17 protein-coding genes are annotated in these 16,592 nt (G+C 68.0%); 10 read left to right on the forward strand and 7 right to left on the reverse strand.

All coding sequences use genetic code 11. The features are described 5' to 3' along the window. Positions 1-16: 16 nt before the first annotated feature. Both AC1IQ6_RS20215 and AC1IQ6_RS20220 read right to left on the reverse strand, forming a co-directional pair. The gene (locus AC1IQ6_RS20215) at positions 17-1,183 is read right to left on the reverse strand and encodes a CaiB/BaiF CoA transferase family protein (RefSeq protein WP_485866589.1); all 1,167 of its coding nucleotides are present in this window, start codon (positions 1,181-1,183) and stop codon (positions 17-19) included. Between the two features lie 89 nt (positions 1,184-1,272). Further along, positions 1,273-2,439, reverse strand: a complete 1,167-nt coding sequence (locus tag AC1IQ6_RS20220) for an acyl-CoA dehydrogenase family protein (protein ID WP_102774825.1) — start codon at positions 2,437-2,439, stop codon at positions 1,273-1,275. A 181-nt stretch (positions 2,440-2,620) separates the two neighbouring features. Between AC1IQ6_RS20220 and AC1IQ6_RS20225 the strand changes: the two genes are divergently transcribed. From AC1IQ6_RS20225 to AC1IQ6_RS20235, 3 genes are all read left to right on the forward strand, one after another. After that, positions 2,621-3,688 carry a MaoC family dehydratase gene (locus AC1IQ6_RS20225; RefSeq protein ID WP_485865217.1) on the forward strand — a complete coding sequence of 356 codons (1,068 nt, stop codon included), beginning with the start codon at positions 2,621-2,623 and terminating at the stop codon, positions 3,686-3,688. A gap of 40 nt (positions 3,689-3,728) precedes the next feature. Continuing rightward, the gene (locus tag AC1IQ6_RS20230; RefSeq protein ID WP_485865218.1) at positions 3,729-4,724 is read left to right on the forward strand and encodes an HpcH/HpaI aldolase/citrate lyase family protein; all 996 of its coding nucleotides are present in this window, start codon (positions 3,729-3,731) and stop codon (positions 4,722-4,724) included. A gap of 66 nt (positions 4,725-4,790) precedes the next feature. Then, positions 4,791-5,576, forward strand: a complete 786-nt coding sequence (locus AC1IQ6_RS20235) for a GntR family transcriptional regulator (RefSeq protein WP_102774952.1) — start codon at positions 4,791-4,793, stop codon at positions 5,574-5,576. Here the strand turns inward: AC1IQ6_RS20235 and AC1IQ6_RS20240 are convergent. Both AC1IQ6_RS20240 and AC1IQ6_RS20245 read right to left on the reverse strand, forming a co-directional pair. Beyond that, positions 5,573-6,772: an MFS transporter gene (locus AC1IQ6_RS20240; RefSeq protein WP_485865219.1), complete on the reverse strand. Its 1,200-nt coding sequence runs from the start codon at positions 6,770-6,772 to the stop codon at positions 5,573-5,575. The genes AC1IQ6_RS20235 and AC1IQ6_RS20240 overlap by 4 nt on opposite strands. Continuing rightward, positions 6,769-7,740 (reverse strand): Bug family tripartite tricarboxylate transporter substrate binding protein, encoded by a 972-nt coding sequence (locus AC1IQ6_RS20245; RefSeq protein ID WP_102774829.1) that lies wholly within the window; start codon positions 7,738-7,740, stop codon positions 6,769-6,771. The genes AC1IQ6_RS20240 and AC1IQ6_RS20245 overlap by 4 nt, the downstream gene beginning before the upstream one ends. A 280-nt stretch (positions 7,741-8,020) precedes the next feature. On the opposite strand from AC1IQ6_RS20245, the gene AC1IQ6_RS20250 reads away from it, so the two are divergent. The 3 genes from AC1IQ6_RS20250 (at position 8,021) to AC1IQ6_RS20260 (ending at position 11,536) form a co-directional block, all read left to right on the forward strand. Next, entirely contained in the window at positions 8,021-8,680 is a 660-nt protein-coding gene (locus AC1IQ6_RS20250; RefSeq protein WP_111827312.1) for a response regulator, read from the forward strand. Then, on the forward strand, positions 8,677-10,005 hold the full coding sequence (locus AC1IQ6_RS20255; RefSeq protein WP_111827311.1) for an ATP-binding protein: 1,329 nt from the start codon (positions 8,677-8,679) through the stop codon (positions 10,003-10,005). Before AC1IQ6_RS20250 ends, AC1IQ6_RS20255 begins: the two co-directional genes overlap by 4 nt. An 88-nt stretch (positions 10,006-10,093) precedes the next feature. Beyond that, a complete protein-coding gene (locus AC1IQ6_RS20260; RefSeq protein ID WP_111827310.1) occupies positions 10,094-11,536 on the forward strand; it encodes a DegQ family serine endoprotease in 1,443 nt (480 codons plus the stop codon). A 22-nt stretch (positions 11,537-11,558) separates the two neighbouring features. Here the strand turns inward: AC1IQ6_RS20260 and maiA are convergent, their stop codons facing one another. The 3 genes from maiA to AC1IQ6_RS20275 are packed head-to-tail and all read right to left on the reverse strand — an operon-like array spanning position 11,559 to position 13,685. Then, positions 11,559-12,203, reverse strand: coding sequence for a maleylacetoacetate isomerase (maiA, locus tag AC1IQ6_RS20265; protein ID WP_485865220.1), 645 nt, complete (start codon positions 12,201-12,203; stop codon positions 11,559-11,561). A gap of 28 nt (positions 12,204-12,231) precedes the next feature. Further along, entirely contained in the window at positions 12,232-13,209 is a 978-nt protein-coding gene (gene ispH, locus AC1IQ6_RS20270; RefSeq protein ID WP_209165592.1) for a 4-hydroxy-3-methylbut-2-enyl diphosphate reductase, read from the reverse strand. Continuing rightward, positions 13,209-13,685: an FKBP-type peptidyl-prolyl cis-trans isomerase gene (locus AC1IQ6_RS20275; protein ID WP_102774834.1), complete on the reverse strand. Its 477-nt coding sequence runs from the start codon at positions 13,683-13,685 to the stop codon at positions 13,209-13,211. The genes ispH and AC1IQ6_RS20275 overlap by 1 nt, the downstream gene beginning before the upstream one ends. Positions 13,686-13,735: 50 nt before the next feature. On the opposite strand from AC1IQ6_RS20275, the gene radC reads away from it, so the two are divergent. The 4 genes from radC (at position 13,736) to AC1IQ6_RS20295 (ending at position 16,495) form a co-directional block, all read left to right on the forward strand. Then, positions 13,736-14,413 carry a RadC family protein gene (gene radC / locus AC1IQ6_RS20280; RefSeq protein WP_111827307.1) on the forward strand — a complete coding sequence of 226 codons (678 nt, stop codon included), beginning with the start codon at positions 13,736-13,738 and terminating at the stop codon, positions 14,411-14,413. An 83-nt stretch (positions 14,414-14,496) separates the two neighbouring features. Then, positions 14,497-15,123, forward strand: coding sequence for an arylformamidase (gene kynB, locus AC1IQ6_RS20285; RefSeq protein WP_102774836.1), 627 nt, complete (start codon positions 14,497-14,499; stop codon positions 15,121-15,123). Positions 15,124-15,203: 80 nt separating this feature from the next. After that, positions 15,204-16,052 carry a tryptophan 2,3-dioxygenase gene (kynA, locus tag AC1IQ6_RS20290; RefSeq protein WP_102774837.1) on the forward strand — a complete coding sequence of 283 codons (849 nt, stop codon included), beginning with the start codon at positions 15,204-15,206 and terminating at the stop codon, positions 16,050-16,052. Positions 16,053-16,228: 176 nt separating this feature from the next. Beyond that, a complete protein-coding gene (locus AC1IQ6_RS20295; RefSeq protein WP_006388310.1) occupies positions 16,229-16,495 on the forward strand; it encodes a type B 50S ribosomal protein L31 in 267 nt (88 codons plus the stop codon). Positions 16,496-16,592 lie beyond the last annotated feature (97 nt).

Raw genomic sequence — 16,592 nt, forward strand, 5'->3', positions numbered from 1 at the left:
CGCCAATGCCCACGCATCAGCGGACCACGCCTGCCGCGCGCAGGCGCGCCACGCCGTCTTCGTCATAGCCCGCCGCGCGCAGGACTTCGCCCGTGTGCTCGCCCAGCAGCGGCGCGCGCCGGCGCACCGCGCCCGGCGACTCGCTCAGCTTGATCGGAACGCCCACGATCTGCACGGCGGCGCAAGCGCCGGGCTGCTCCACCTCCACCAGCATTTGCCGTCGCGCATAGTGTTCATCCTGGAAAATCTCCGCGGCCGTGTAGACCGGACCGAACGGCACTCTGCCGCCCAGCACCGCGGCGATCTCGTCCTTGGTGCGCACCGACGTGAACGCCTCCACCGCGTCGATGACCTGCTGCTGGCGCTGCACGCGCGCCGCATTGGTGGCGAATGCCGGGTCCCGCGCCATGTCGGGACGCCCGATTAAACCCGCCAGCGCTTCCCAGAACGCGTCAGTCGCGCAGGCGATGGACACGTGGCCGTCGCGCGCCCGGAACAGCCCGAACGGACACAGCAAGGGATGCCGGTTGCCCTGCGCCTGCGGCGCCTGGCCGGTATACGAATACTGGTAGACGATGCGCTCGCACAAGGCCAGCACGGCGTCGGTCATGGCCACATCGACAAATTGCCCGCGTCCGGTCCGGTGCATGTGATGCACGGCCGCCAGCACGCCCACGCACAGCATCAGCGCCGGCACCGTATCGCCCACGCCCGGACCCACCTTGGTGGGCGTCTGCGCATCCGGTCCGGTGATGCCCATCATGCCGCCCATCGCCTGCGACACGACATCGTAGGCGGGCCAGTCGGCGTACGGACTGACCCCGCTGCGCGGATCGCCGAAGCCGCGCACGGCGCCATAGATGAGCCTGGGATTAGTCTGCCGCAGCGTCTCGTACGAAAGCCCCAGCCGCTCCATCACGCCGGCGCGGAAATTCTCGATGACGATATCCGCCCCGTCGATCAGCCTGCGCAGGACGTCCCGCCCCTCCTCGCGCTTCAGATCGATGACGATGGAGCGCTTGTTGCGGTTGATGCTCTGGAAATAGCCGCCGTAGTCCCTGGCCTGGTCCTCGGACAGGAACGGCCCGGTCACCCGGGTGCCGTCGCCGGCCATCGTCTCGACCTTGATGACGTCCGCGCCATGATCGGCCAGGATCTGGGTGCAGAACGGGCCCGCCAGCATCTGGGTGAGGTCGATGACCCGCAATCCGGCGAGCGAGCCCGCCCGGTCCGCGGCCGCTGTGCCGCCATTGTCTTGCCGGATCGAATCGCTCACGTCGGCACCTTTCCCAATAGCGCGTCGGAGATGATGCGCATCTGGATCTCGGACGTGCCTTCGAAGATCTTCGTCAGGCGCGCATCGCGCCAGTAGCGTTCGGCGGCGAAATGCGTGGTGTAGCCGGCGCCGCCATGGATCTGCAGGCCCTCGCTGGTCACGCGTTCGCTCATTTCGCTGGCCAGCAGCTTCACCATCGAGGCCTCGGTGTCGGCGCGCACGCCGCTGTCGATCTTTTCGCACACGGAATAAAGCAAGGCTCGCGCGGCCTCGATCTGCGTCGCCATGTCCGCGATCTTGAACCGGATGGCCTGGAAATTCGCGATCGGCGCGCCGAACTGCGCGCGCTCCCTGGCATATTGGATGGAATCCTCCAGGCTGCCCTGCGCCAGGCCGATGGAGCGCGCCGCGGTATGCGCGCGCGCCGTCTCCAGGCCGGCGCAGGCCAGGTAGAAAGCCTTGCCCTCTTCGCCGACCAGGGACGAATGCGGCACGCGGCAGCCGTCGAACGCAAGCTCCCAGGTGGTCCAGCCGTGATAGCCGATCTTGGGAATGACGCTGCCCTTGACGCCCGGCGGCAGCTCGCCGCGCGGCTTCTCGATCATGAAGGCGGAAAGCCCCTTGTGACGTGCCTTCGGGTCCACGACCGGGTCGCTGCGGCAGATCACGAGGATGAAGTCCGCATCGTCGGCGAAGGTGCACCAGTACTTGCTGCCGGTGATGAGCCAGCCGTCGCCATCGCGCACGGCACGGCAGGAAATATTGGCCACGTCCGATCCGGCATTGGGTTCGGAAAGGGAGAACGCGCCCAGGAATTCGCCGCGCGCCATGCGCGGCAGGTAATGCGCCTTCTGCTGCGGCGTCAGGCCCTTGAGCGCGCCGATCAGGCCGTTGCCGCGCGCAATCAGACTGCCCACGCTCATCCATCCGCGCGAGAGCTGCTCGGCCACCAGGCAGTACTCGTAGGCGCCCAGCCCCAATCCGCCGTACTCCTCGGGGATCAGGATGCCGAAGAAACCGAGCTCGGCCATTTCCTCGATCAGTTCGCGGGGAATCTTGCCTTTGTCGGGGTCCAGCCGGTTGGCCACGGGCAGCACGCGCTCCATCGTGAACTGCCGCGCCGCCTCCTGGATCATGCGTCGCTCTTCGCTTTGTCCCTGCATGCTTTCCTCGCATCTAGAACTTTCAATGTACGTACATAATAGAACTGAAAATTCCGAAAGCACAAGTGGAGATCGGAAAATTTACGCTTAAAACAGCCGATTTTTTTTTCGACCGACTATTTGACATAGGCGAATTTGATATGCACTATGTACGAACATTAAGGCACACAGGAGAGCCAAAGTGGGATTGAGCAGAGACCGCAAGGGCAACTATTTCGAGGACTTCCGGCTGGGCATGAAGCTGCGGCATGCCACGCCGCGCACCCTCACCGACGCCGACCGCAGCCTCTACATCGGCCTGACCGGCAGCCGCAGCGCGTTGTTCACGGCCCGCAGCAATGCGGAGCTGCTGGGCTGCGACGGCTGGCCTCTGGAGGACCTGCTGGTGTTCAACACCGCCTTCGGCAAGACGGTGCCGGACATTTCGCTGAACGCGGTCGCCAACCTGGGCTATGCCGAGCTGCGCTTCATCGCGCCCATGTACCCCGGCGACACGCTTGCGGTCGAGTCCGAAGTAATCGGCCTGAAAGAGAACTCCAGCCGCAGGACCGGCGTCGTCTACGTGCGCTCCACCGCCCGCAACCAGCGCCAGGAAGAGATCCTGCAATGGGTGCGCTGGGTCATGGTGCATAAGCGCGACCCGCAGGCGGTCTGCGCCGAAAGCCTGGCGCCGTCGACGCTGCCGGCCATCGAGGCCGCGCAACTGGCCCGCCACGGATACAAGCCCTCGGTACGGCGCATCACCGAAGTGACGGGCGCCGACGAGCTATGGGAAGACTACGCCGAGGGCCAGCGCATCGATCACCCCGGCGCCATGACCGTCAACGACAGCGACCACAGCATCGCGACACGCCTGTACCAGAACACCGCCCGAGCGCATTTCGATGGCCGCGCCATGGCGGCGCAAGGCGGCCAGCGGCTGGTCTATGGCGGGCACGTCATCTCGCTGTGCCGCGCCCTGGCCTACGACGGCCTGGAGAACAGCCTTTCGATCCTGGCCATCAACGGCGGCAGCCACGTCAATCCCACCCATGCCGGCGACACCATCGCCTGCGCCACGCAAGTGCTGCAACGCATCGACCTGGGACCGTCGCAAGTCGGCGCGCTGCGCCTGCGCACCATAGGAGTCAAGAACGCCGACGCGACGTCCATCGTCTTTCCCGATACCGGCGCAGGCCGCGCAGCACATCCCGCGCAGGTCGTGCTGGACCTGGACTACACCATCGCCATGCCGCGGCGCCAGGCCTGACGCCGCCCCGTTTCTTCACTTCACTCCACGAGCCCCCCACATGACCACCGCCTCCCATCCCCGCGACGCGCTTTTCAGCGGCGAAAAGCCCTTCCCCATCCTGCCGGCCTGCGAACATTTCGCCGGCAGCGAGAAGCTGATCGGCAAGGCCATGGACCTGCAGGCCGACTACGGCCCCATCTTCGACATCACCTGCGACTGCGAGGACGGCGCGGCGGCGGGCCAGGAACGCGGCCACGCCGAAATGGTGGCGCGCATGATCGACTCGGCGCGCAACCGCCACGACCGCGCCGGCGCGCGCATCCACGATCCATCCCATCCGGCCTGGCGCCAGGACGTGGACATCATCGTGGGCCAGGCCGGCCGCCGCCTGGCGTACATCACCATTCCCAAGGCCACCAGTTGGCAGCAGGCCGCCGAAGTCATCGCCTATATCGGCGAGGCCGCGGACAAGGCCGGACTGGACAGGCAGATACCGGCGCACGTGCTGGTGGAGACCCACGGCGCGCTGCGCGACGCGTTCGCGATCGCCGCCCTGCCCGGCGTCGAGGTGCTGGATTTCGGCCTCATGGATTTCGTCAGCGGCCACCACGGCGCCATCGCGGCCAGCGCCATGCGCAGCCCGGGCCAGTTCGAACACGCGCTGCTGGTGCGGGCCAAGGCCGAGGTGGCGGCCGCGGCGCTGGCCCATGGCGTCGTTCCGTCCCACAACGTCTGCCTCAATCTGAAGGACCCCGCCGTCATCGCCGACGACGCCGGCCGCGCGCGCCGGGAGTTCGGCTTTCTGCGCATGTGGAGCATCTATCCGGTGCAGATCCAGCCCATCGTGCAGGCCATGCAGCCCGATTTCGACGAAGTCGAGGACGCCGCCAATATCCTGCTGGCCGCGCAGGACAAGGACTGGGGGCCCATCCAATACCGCGGCGAACTCCACGACCGCGCAACCTACCGCTACTTCTGGGAAGTCCTGCAAAAAGCGAAGATCACCGGCATGCCGCTGCCGGACGAGGCGCGGCGCCGATTCTTCGCCGACTGAACCGCGCGGCCGGACGGGCCGCCTTACAATACGCCGCAAGTCCATGCCCCCCCGTCCGACATGTCCATGACAGCCATCCGCAAGAAGTCCCCGCAGGAATCCGCCGGCGCGCAACCGCGATACGTGGAGCTGGCCAACACGCTGGTGCGGGACATCCAGGAAGGCCGTCACGTGGTGGGCAGCCTGCTGCCCACCGAGCATGAACTGGCCGAGCAGTACGGCGTCAGCCGGCATACGGTGCGCGCCTCCCTGAAGAAGCTGGAAGACCTGGGCTATATCTCGCGCAAGAAGGCGGTGGGCACACTGGTCGAAAGCGCCAATCCGGATACCGCGTTCGTGCAGTCCTTCGGCACGCCCGAAGACCTGGTCCGCGTCGCGGCCACCGAGGTGCGCGCCATCGAAGCCGTGCGCCACGTCACGCTGGACCGGAACAAGGCGCGGCGGCTGGAGGCGCCGGTGGGCAGCGCGTGGGTCCTGCTGAGCGGCACGCGCGAGGACGCCAGGAAGGCCGGCACGCCCGTGGCGCAGGCCGACATCTATATCGACGCCTCGCTTGCCGGACTGGTCGACACCATCCGCCGCCAGCCGCAGACCCTGATCAGCTCGCTGATCGAACGCGAATATGCCGTCGCCATCGACGAAATCCGCCAGATGGTCACGGCAACCCTGATCGATGCGCCGCTGGCCGAACGCCTGGGCGTGCAGGCGGGCAGCGCCGGCCTGCGGCTCATCCGGCACTACAAGGACGCCACCGGCAGAATCCTGGAAATCACCGACACGACCTATCCGGCCGACCGGGTGACCGTGGCCTTCCAGCTCAAGCGCGGCCTCAAACCCGGCCTGTCCTCCTAGCCGGCTCGGGCGGCCGGCCCGCGCCCGCGCAGGCCGAGCAGCAGCAGCGCGATCAGCGGCAGCGCGGCCAGCGCGCCATAGGCCGCGCCCAGGCTGGCGCGCTCGGCCAGATAGCCGAACGCAGGCGGGCCGAGCACCACGCCGATATAGGTAAAGAACATCGCGCCGCCGGTCACCGACGCCACCTTGCCGGCGGGCGCCAGCCGCGCCAGTTCGCCCAGAAAAACGCCGTTCCAGCCTATCGCGGTCGCGCCCAGCACAGCCGCCAGCACTGCCAGCACGACCGGATCGGGATGCGCCGGCAGCAAGGCCAGCCCCAGGGCTGCAAGCGCCATCAGCACGCCGATCAGCATCATCACGCCGCGCGGAGCGCGCGTGCGGTCGGCGATCCGCCCCCATACGATGCGTCCCAGCACGCCCGCCGCCTGGGACACGGCGTAGATCAGCGCGGCGCGCGCCGCGCCCATCTGGAGTTCGCGCAACAGGAACACCATCAGGTAGCCGCTGACCGAAAGCTGGCAAGCCGAGAACAGCAGGGAGACGGCCGCCATGGCGCGCAGCTGCGCGTTGCGCCATACCTCGACGACGGGCTGCCGCCATTGCCCCATCCCGGCCGTGCGCGGCGCCGCGGGCTCGTCCAGCTGCGCGCGCAGCCAGCCGCTGGCCAGCGCGACCGCCAGCGCCAGCCCGGCCAGCAGAAGCAGGGCCGTGCGCCACGACGACCACGCCGCCAGCACCGGCAGCATGGCCCCGCCCAGCATGCCGCCCAGCGGCACGCCGGTCTGCTTGAGCGAGAACACGGTGTACATCCGCTGCGGCGCGGTCGTGCGCGCGAGAATATGGGAGCTGGCCGGCGTGATGGTGCCGTAGCCCAGGCCGCACAGCAGCGCGGCGCCGGTCTGCGCGAGTCCGGCGTCGGCCGTCAGCAGCGCCAGGCCCGCGCCCTGGAGCAGCAGCGCCGCCTGCGACACGCGCACCGCGCCCAGCCGTCCGATCAAGGCGCTGCTGAGCGCGCTGCCCACCATCGCCCCGCCATAGACCAGGGCCAGGAACAGGCCCACCTCGGCGGTGCGCGCGCCGGGGATCAGCGGCGCCAGCACGGCGAACGCCAGCGTGGCGGCCGTGCCGACGGCCTGGATCGCCAGCGTGCAGACCAGTATCGCCGCCTGCCGGCGGCGCGGCCCGGACGACCTCATTCCGCTTTCGCGTTGGCCGCTTTCACCGCCTCGCCCCAGCGCTCGACCTCGGCGCCGATGAAGGCGCCGAATTGCGCCGGCTCCATCACCTGGGGAATCGCGCCCAGCTCCGCCATCCGCCTGGTCCATTGCGGCTTGCGGGCGATGCGTACGATCTCCCCGGCCAGCTTGTCGACGACGGGCTGCGGCAGATCCTTCGGGCCCACCACGCCTATCCAGGGGTCGCCGCGGAATCCGGCGTACCCCGACTCGGCGATGGTCGGCACGTTCGCCAGCGTCGCCACGCGATGCTCGCTAGCCACGGCCAGCGCCCTGAGCTTGCCGCTGCGCACCAGCGGCTCGGCGATCGAGGCGACTTCGAACATCACGTCCACCTGCCCGCCCACCACGTCGGTCATGGCCGCCACGCCGCCCTTGTACGGAATATGGTTGAGCTTCACGCCGGCGCGCTGCTGGAACATTTCCATCACCAGGTGATTGGTCACGCCATTGCCGCCAGAGGCATAGTTGACCGCCCCCGGATGCTGCCTGGCGTACTCGACCAGGTCGGCCACGCTATTGAAGCGGGAGGCCGGGTTGACGACCAGCACCAGCGGAAAGATGCCTATCATCGCCAGCGGCTGGAAGTCCGACCGGCTGTCGTAGCGCAGGTTCTTGTAGATCCAGCCGTTGACCGCCAGCGGGCCGCTCGAAGTGGCCAGCAGCGTATAGCCGTCGGGCCGCGACCGCGCCACTTCCTCGGCCGCCAGGCCCGCGCCCACCCCGGGTTTGTTCTCGACGAAAAAAGTCTGCCCCAGGTCGCTCGTCAATTCCTGCGCCAGCATGCGCGCGATCACGTCGGTGGTCTGTCCGGCGGGAAACCCCACCAGCATGCGCACCGCCTTCTCCGGGTATTGGGCGCCCGCCGCGCCCGCCCACAGCGCGCATGCCGCCAGCAGCAGGCGCGACGCCAGTCCAGCAAAGTCCATGTTGTCACCTCCGTATCGGCGCATCTGGCGCCTGGTTTTTTCGTGCATCCCAGCTTTATTTGAAACTAGGTACGTACATAGTACGCGAAAACCTGCCAGAAAAACCAAATTATTCGGCAATCATGGCCAATGCTGTTGATATTTCGGAGCGACAACAAGAATCAGGCGGCTCATTATGTACGAACATTAAACCGAACAACGCCACCAAGCCACGCCACGAAGGGAACTCCCGCCCTCCCCGCGGCGTCCAACTTTTCGGACCATAACCGCGGACACCGCCATGCGCATCCTGCTAGTCGAAGACGACCTCATGATCGGCGAGAGCGTGCTGGACTTCCTGCGCGCCGAGCGCTATGCCGTCGACTGGGTCAAGGACGGCAATGCCGCCGACCTGGCGCTGCACACCGACACCTACGACCTGATCCTGCTGGACCTGGGCCTGCCCAAGCGCGACGGGCTGGCGCTGCTGCGCGAGCTGCGCGCGCGCAAGGACCGCACGCCGGTGCTGATCGCCACCGCCCGCGACGCGGTCAGCGACCGCATCGCCGGGCTGGACGCCGGCGCCGACGACTACATCGTCAAGCCCTATGACGTGGACGAACTGCTGGCCCGCATGCGCGCGCTGATCCGGCGCAGCGCGGGCCGGGCCGAACCGGTTTTCGAGCACGAAGGCGTGACCATCGATCCGCAATCCCATGCCGCCATGGTCGACGGCGCGCCGGTGGCGCTGACGGCGCGCGAATGGGCGGTGCTCGAGCCGCTGATCGCACGTCCCGGCATGATCTTCTCGCGCGCCCAGCTCGAAGAAAAACTCTACAGCTGGAAGGACAGCATCAGCAGCAACGCGGTTGAGGTTTATATTCATGGCCTGCGCAAGAAACTGGGCTCCAACCTGATCCAGAACGTCCGAGGCGTCGGCTATGTCATCCCCAAAACATGAGCATTCCGCTTAGCTATTCGCTGCGGGCCCGTCTGCTGTTTTTTCTGCTGGCCGCCATCGTGATCGGCGCGCTGGTGCAGGGCGCGATCGCCTATCGCAGCACGCTGGCGCAGGCCGACGACATCTTCGATTCGCTGTTGCAGCGCACCGCCCTGTCGCTGGGCACCGGCGACGGACTGCTCAGCACCGGCCCGCACCAGGCGCGCGGCGCGGCGTCGCCCATGGCCGACGATCTCATCATCCAGATCTGGACGCCCGACGGCGTGCGGGTCTTCAATTCGCGCTCGCGCCGTCCGCTGCCCGACCAGATCGTGCTGGGCTTTTCCGACGCCCGCATGGAAGGCAGCACCTATCGCGTGTATTCGCTGGCCACGCCGTTCCAGGTCATCCAGGTCGCGCAGGACATGGAAGTGCGCCGGGACATGGCGCGGGCGCTGGCGCTGCGCACGGTGGCACCTATCGCGGCGGCCGCGCCGCTGCTGATGCTGATCGTATGGTGCGTGGTGAGCTGGTCGCTGCGGCCGGTCAAGCGCGCGCGGGCCCAGGTGGCGGCGCGCCAGCCGGAGGATCTCTCGGCGGTCAGCGTGCAGGGCCTGCCCGACGAGATCCGGCCGCTGGTGCAGGAGCTGAACCTGCTGCTGGAACGCATGCGCGGCGCCTTCGCGCAGCAGAAGCAGTTCGTGGGCGACGCCGCGCACGAGCTGCGCTCGCCGCTGGCGGCGCTGCGCCTGCAGCTGCAGGCCTTGCAGCGTGCCGGCGACGCGGACGCCCGCCGGCTGGCCGAGCAGCGCCTGGCCGCCGGCATCGACCGCGCCACGCGCCTGGTGGAACAGCTGCTGTCGATGGCGCGGCACGAAGGCGCGGCCGAGCAGGCGCCGGCCGAGGCCGTGGACCTGGCCGACGTGCTGCGCCAGGCCTTGTCCGAAACCCTGCCGCTGGCCAATGCGAAGTCGATCGACGTGGAGCTGGACGGCGCGCCGCAACTTTGGGTGCAGGGCCACCGGGATGCGCTGGCGCTGCTGGCGCGCAACCTGCTGGACAACGCGGTCAAGTACACGCCGGCCGGCAAGCGCGTGCGCCTGCGGCTGGAGCAGGCGCCCGGCCAGGCCATACTGCTGATCGACGACGAGGGGCCGGGCATCGCGCCGGCCGAACGCGAGCGCGTGTTCGACCGCTTCTACCGCGTGGAAGGCAACGCCGAACCCGGCAGCGGCCTGGGACTGGCCATCGCGCGCGCCATCGCCGCCCGCCACGGCGCCACGATCGCGCTGCAGGACGCGCCGTCCGGCCAGGGCCTGCGCGTGAAGGTGGTGTTCCCGGCCTGATGCGCCGCGGATGGCCGGATTTAAGATTCCCCTAAGTGTCGGGCCCGAAGATAGCGCCATGTCCTTCAACATGAACGCAGGAGCCGACATGAAGACCTCCCAAATGAAGCCCTCGCGCCTGGTGATGGCGCTGCTGGCCGCAGGCGCCATCGGCGGCGCCGGCGCCACCGCCGTCATCGGCGGCGTTTCGATGGCGGCCGGCGCGCCGGCCGTATCCGCCCCCTTGCAGGCGATCAATCCGTCCACCCCGCCCAACTTCGCGCAGATCACGCGCGACTACGGGCCGGCCGTGGTCAACATCAGCGTCAGCGGCACCCGCAAGGTGTCCCTGGGCGATGGCGACCCGTTCGCCCAGTTCTTCGGCCAGTTCCCCGGCGCGCGCGGCCAGATGCCGTCGCGCGAGGTGCCCATGCGCGGCGAGGGTTCCGGTTTCATCGTCAGCGCCGACGGCATCATCCTGACCAATGCGCACGTGGTTCAGGACGCCAAGGAAGTCACGGTGAAGCTGACCGACCGGCGCGAATACAAGGCCAAGGTGCTGGGCTCGGACCCGCAGACCGACGTGGCGGTGCTGAAGATCGACGCCAGGAACCTGCCTACCGTCAAGGTGGGCGACGTCAACCAGCTGCAGGTCGGCGAATGGGTGCTGGCCATCGGCTCGCCCTACGGCCTGGAGAACACCGCCACCGCGGGCATCGTCAGCGCCAAGGGCCGCTCGCTGCCCGACGACACCTCGGTGCCGTTCATCCAGACCGACGTGGCCGTCAACCCGGGCAACTCCGGCGGCCCGCTGTTCAATGACCGCGGCGAAGTGGTGGGCATCAACTCCCAGATCTACAGCCGCACCGGCGGCTTCCAGGGCCTGTCGTTCTCGATCCCGATCGACGTGGCCTACAAGATCAAGGATCAGATCCTGGAGCACGGCAAGGTGCAGCACGCCAGGCTCGGCGTGACGGTGCAGGAAGTGAATCAGGACCTGGCCGATTCCTTCAAGCTGGATACGCCCTCGGGCGCGCTGGTGTCCAGCGTGGAGAAAGGCAGCGCCGCGGCCAAGGCGGGTCTGCAGCCCGGCGACGTGGTGCGCGAGATCGACGGCAAGACCATCCTGTCGTCGGGCGACCTGGCCTCGACCATCACGCTGGCCTCGCCGGGAGAGAAGATCAAGCTGGACATCTGGCGCAACGGCGCGCACAAGCAGCTGACCGCCACGCTGGGCAGCGTTCCGACCGACAAGACCCAGGCGTCGGCGGGCGACCAGGACGTGCAGCGCGGCCAGCTCGGCCTGGCGCTGCGGCCGCTGAGCCCGCAGGAACAGCAGGCGGCGGGCGCCGAGGGCCTGCTGATCGAGCGTTCGGTGGGGCCGGCCGCGCGCGCCGGCATCGAGCCCGGCGATGTGCTGCTGTCCTTGAACGGCGTGCCCGTGCACAGCGTCGGGCAGGTGCGGGAAGCCTTGTCCAAGGCCGGCAAGACGGTCGCGCTGCTGGTGCAGCGCGGCGAGGACAAGATCTTCGTGCCGGTGCAGGTCGGCTGACGGGCGCGTGCCCGCGGCCGGATTACTCCGCGTCGGGCTGCTTGCCCGGCGCGGCCGCGTCGAAGGCCGGCAGTTCGCGGCAGGCGGCGTCGATGCGCAGCACGTTCGGCATGGCCGACAGGTCGCAGCCGAAGCGCTGCGCATTGAAGACCTGGGGCACCAGGCACAGGTCGGCGATGGTCGGCGTGTCGCCGTGGCAGAAGCGGCCGGTGGTGCTGGACGCCGCCAGCTGCGCCTCCAGGGCGCCCAGGCCCTGCTGCACCCAGTGGCGGTACCAGGCGTTCTTGGCGTCCTCGTCCACGCCCAGCGTGTGCTTCAGGTACTTCAGCACGCGCAGGTTGTTCAGCGGATGGGTGTCGCAGGCGATGCCCAACGCCAGGTCCCGCACGCGCGCGCGGCCCAGCGCGTCGGCCGGCAGCAGCGGCGGCTCGGGATGCGTTTCGTCGAGGTATTCGATGATGGCCAGGGACTGGCCGATGACGGCGTCGCCGTCGACCAGCGTGGGCACCAGCGCCGTGGGATTCACCTTGCGGTATTCGGGCGTCAGCTGCTGGCCGCCGTCCTTGAGCATGTGCACCGGCAGGTACTCGTAGGACAGGCCCTTCAGATTCAGGGCGATGCGCACGCGGTAGGCGGCCGAACTGCGAAAGTAGCTGTACAACTGCATGAAGTCTCCTTGGTTTTCTTGTCCGGGCCTATTCCAGCGATTCCGTCTGCGCCGACTTGCGCGACAGGCCCTTGGGCAGCGGGAACGCCACGTTTTCTTCCAGCCCCGCCATGGTGCGCACCGACACCGCGCCCAGTTCCTTGACGCGCTCGATCACTTGCTGCACCAGGATCTCGGGCGCCGAGGCGCCGGCGGTCACGCCCACCCGGGTGCGCCCGGCCAGCCAGGCCGGGTCGATGGACTGCGCTCCGTCGATCAGGTAGGAGGCCACGCCCTTGCGTTCGGCCACCTCGCGCAGACGGTTCGAGTTGGAGCTGTTGGGGCTGCCCACCACCAGCACCAGGTCGCATTCCGGCGCCATCACCTTGACCGCGTCCTGGCGGTTCTGGGTGGCGTAGCAGATATCGCTTTTCTTGGGTTCGGCGATGTTGGGAAAGCGCGCCTTCAGGGCCTGCGACACCGCCGCGGCGTCGTCGACCGACAGCGTGGTCTGGGTGACGTAGGCCAGGTTCTCGGGGTCCTGCACCTGCAGGCCGGCGACGTCTTCCACGGTCTCGACCAGGTACATGCCGCCCTGGGCCTGGCCCAGCGTGCCCTCGACCTCCGGGTGGCCCTTGTGGCCGATCATGATGATCTCGCGGCCGGCCGCGCGCATGCGCGCCACTTCGATGTGGACCTTGGTGACCAGCGGGCAGGTGGCGTCGAAGACCTGCAGGCCTCGTTCCTGCGCTTGCACGCGAACCGCCTTGGACACGCCGTGGGCGGAAAACACCACGATGGAGCCGGCGGGCGCGTCCTCCAGTTCGTCGATGAAGACCGCGCCCTTGGCGCGCAGGTCTTCCACCACGTAGCGGTTGTGGACGATTTCGTGGCGCACGTAAATGGGCGCGCCATGCAGTTCGAGCGCGCGTTCGACGATGTCGATGGCGCGGTCCACGCCGGCACAGAAGCCGCGCGGCTGCGCCAGCAGGACCTCGGCGCCGGGAGCGGTGACGGCCTGGCTCATCAGAGTATCCCCAGCAGCGCCACGTCGACCCGCAGGCTGACGCCGGCGAGCGGGTGGTTGAAATCGAACAGCGCGGTTTCGTCGTTGATTTCCTTGAGGATGCCCGAGTAGCGCGCGCCGTTGGGCGCGGAGAACTCGACCAGGTCGCCCGGCTCGAACGTGGCGTCGGCGCCGGCGTGCTCGGCCAGCATCGCGCGCGTGACGCGCTGGATCAGTTCGGGGTTGCGTTCGCCGTAGGCGTCGGCCGGCGCGACCGTGACGCTGAAGCGCTCGCCTTCGGCATGGCCGACCAGCGCCGCCTCCAGGCCGGGCGCCCATTGGCCGCTGCCCATCTGCAGGGTGCCGGGGCGGCCGTCGAAGGTATCGGCGAACACCGAATCCTTGCCCGGGCCGGACGCCAGCGTAATCCGGTAGTGCAGCGTCAGGTAGGAATCCGGACGGACCAAAACGTTCACTTCATTAGAGGCGGTACTCACGATCTGCCACCGTATAGGCAATTGAATCAACCTTGATTTTAGAGCCTCTTATGAAATTGTCCGTCCAGATGCCCAAACACGAGCGCCCCCGCGAGCGCCTGCTGCGCCACGGCGCCTGCGCGCTGCAGGACGCGGAACTGCTCGCCATCGCCCTGCGCACGGGCCTGCCCGGGGTGCACGTCACGACCCTGGGCAACCGCCTGTTGCAGCAATTCGGCGGCCTGCGGGGTCTGCTGGGCGCCGCGCCCGAGGAGCTGATGGCGGTCCCCGGCCTGGGCTCGGCCAAGGCCTGCATGCTGGCCGCCCTGCTGGAGCTGGCGCGCCGCGCCGTCGAAGAAGGCCTGCCCCAGGCCGACAGCCTGAACCGTCCCCTGCAAGTGAAACAATATTGCAAGCTGGCGCTGAGCCATCGCCGGGTGGAGCACTGCATCGCGCTCTACCTGGACAACCAGCTGCGCCTGATCGCCACCGGCGAGCTGGCGCGCGGCACGCTGTCGCAGGCTTCCGTCTACCCGCGCGAAGTCGTGCGCGAGGCCCTGCGCCACCATGCGGCCGCCCTCATCGTCGCCCACAACCACCCTTCCGGCATGGCCGAGCCCAGCGCCGCCGACCAGGGCTTCACCCGCCACCTGAAGCAGGCGCTGGCGCTGGTCGACATCAAGCTGGTCGACCACCTGATCGTGGCCGGCGACACGGTGGTTTCCCTGGCGGAACGGGGCTGCCTCTGAGCGCTGCGCGGCGCGCCGGAATTCGTTAGACTACCGCCCGCGATTGCTTTAGGCTTAACGTAATTCCAGTCTCTACGCCCGACATGAAGCGCCTGTGGGATATTTCCCCGCCCGTCTCCGCCGCTTCGCCGGTCTTTCCCGGCGACACGCCCTACCGCCAGCAATGGAAGTGGTCGCTTGCGCCCGGCTGTCCGGTCAATGTCAGCGAGATCACGCTGTCGCCGCACATCGGCGCCCATGCCGACGCGCCGCTGCATTACCAGAATGACGCCGCCGCCATCGGCGCCGTCCCGCTGGAACCCTTCCTGGGCCCGTGCCGCGTCATCCACGCCATCGACTGCGGGCCGCTGATCACGGTCGAGCACATCGCCCACGCCGCGCTGAACCTGCCGCCGCGCGTGCTGGTGCGCACCGCCAAGCATGCCGCGCAAGACTGGTGGACCGACGATTTCTCCGCCTACGCGCCCCAGACCATCGAATGGCTGGCCGAGCGCGGCGTCATGCTGATCGGGCTGGACACAGCCAGCATCGACCCCGCCTCCAGCAAGACCCTGGACAGCCACCACGCGATCTTGCGGCACGACATGCGGGTATTGGAAAACCTGGTGCTCGATGCCGTGCCGGAAGGCGATTACGAGCTGATCGCGCTGCCGTTGGCGCTGGTCCAGGCTGACGCCAGCCCGGTCCGCGCGGTCCTGCGCGAACTGTAGGCCCTGCCGCCAGGGCCCGGGCCGGTCCGAACTTCAGGGCGGCGGGACGACATCCCGCCGCCGCGATTCAGGAAGCCCCCATGACCGACACCCAACGCCCCGAAGACATCGTCCGCGAGGAAAAAGCGCAGCTGGACTTCGCGCGCGACATGACCTACGGCGACTACCTGCACCTGGACGCCCTGCTGGGCGCGCAGCACCCGCTGTCGCCCGAGCACAATGAGATGCTCTTCATCATCCAGCACCAGACCAGCGAGCTGTGGATGAAGCTGATGCTGCACGAGCTGCGCGGCGCCATCGCCAACGTGGCGGCCGACCGCCTGCCGCCGGCCTTCAAGATGCTGGCCCGGGTCAGCAAGATCATGGAACAGCTGGTCCACGCCTGGGACGTGCTGGCGACCATGACCCCGCCCGAATATTCCGCCCTGCGCCCCTACCTGGCCCGCTCCAGCGGATTCCAGAGCTACCAGTACCGGCAGATCGAATTCCTGCTGGGCAACAAGAACGCCGCCATGCTCAAGCCGCACGAACACCGCGCCGACCTGCTGGCCCAGGTGCAGAGCGCCTACGAGGCCCCCTCGCTGTACGACGAAGCCCTACGGCTGCTGGCGCGCCAGGGCCTGGACGTGCCGGCCGACCATCTCGAACGCGACTGGACCCAGCCCTACCAGGCCTCGGCCGGGGTCGAGGCGGCCTGGCTGGAGGTCTACCGCCAGCCCGAGCGCTACTGGGACCTGTATCAGCTGGGCGAAAAGCTCACCGACCTGGAAGACGCCTTCCGGCTGTGGCGATTCCGCCACGTCACCACGGTCGAGCGCGTCATCGGCTTCAAGCGCGGAACCGGCGGCACCTCGGGCGTGGCCTATCTGCGGCGCATGCTGGAAGTGGTGCTGTTCCCGGAAATCTGGAAGCTGCGCACCGATCTCTGACGGCGATTCGGCCCCGCCTTGCCTTCGCCCCTTGGCCGGGCCGGAATCTCCATGCTAGAATTCAGGGTTACTTTTTGGATACGTTGCTGGGTAAGGAAGAGGATACATGCCTCTATGGCCCCCGGCTGGCGACCCTAACAACCGAGAGAGGCTCGAACGAGCCCTAGGAAAGCACCATGAAAGAAGGCATTCACCCCGAATACCGCGAAGTCGTCTTCGCCGACCTGCAAACGGGCAGCAAGTTCATCACCCGTTCGACCGTGCAAACGCGCGAAACCATCGAGCTCGACGGCAAGACGTACCCGCTCTTCAAGTGCGACGTGACCTCCGAATCGCACCCGTTCTACACGGGCGCCCAGACCCGCATCGTCGAAACCGGCCGCGTGGAAAAGTTCCGCGCCCGCTTCGCCCGTACGGCCGGCACGGTCAAGTCCGCTTCCTGATCCTGTCGCTCCCGCAGGAGCCACAGCAAAAAGGCAGCCTTCGGGCTGCTTTTTTTTCCTCCCTAGCGACCTATTCTTCTGCTGGGGGGCTAGCGCA

Source organism: Achromobacter sp. MUI-25009338, assembly GCF_057359325.1.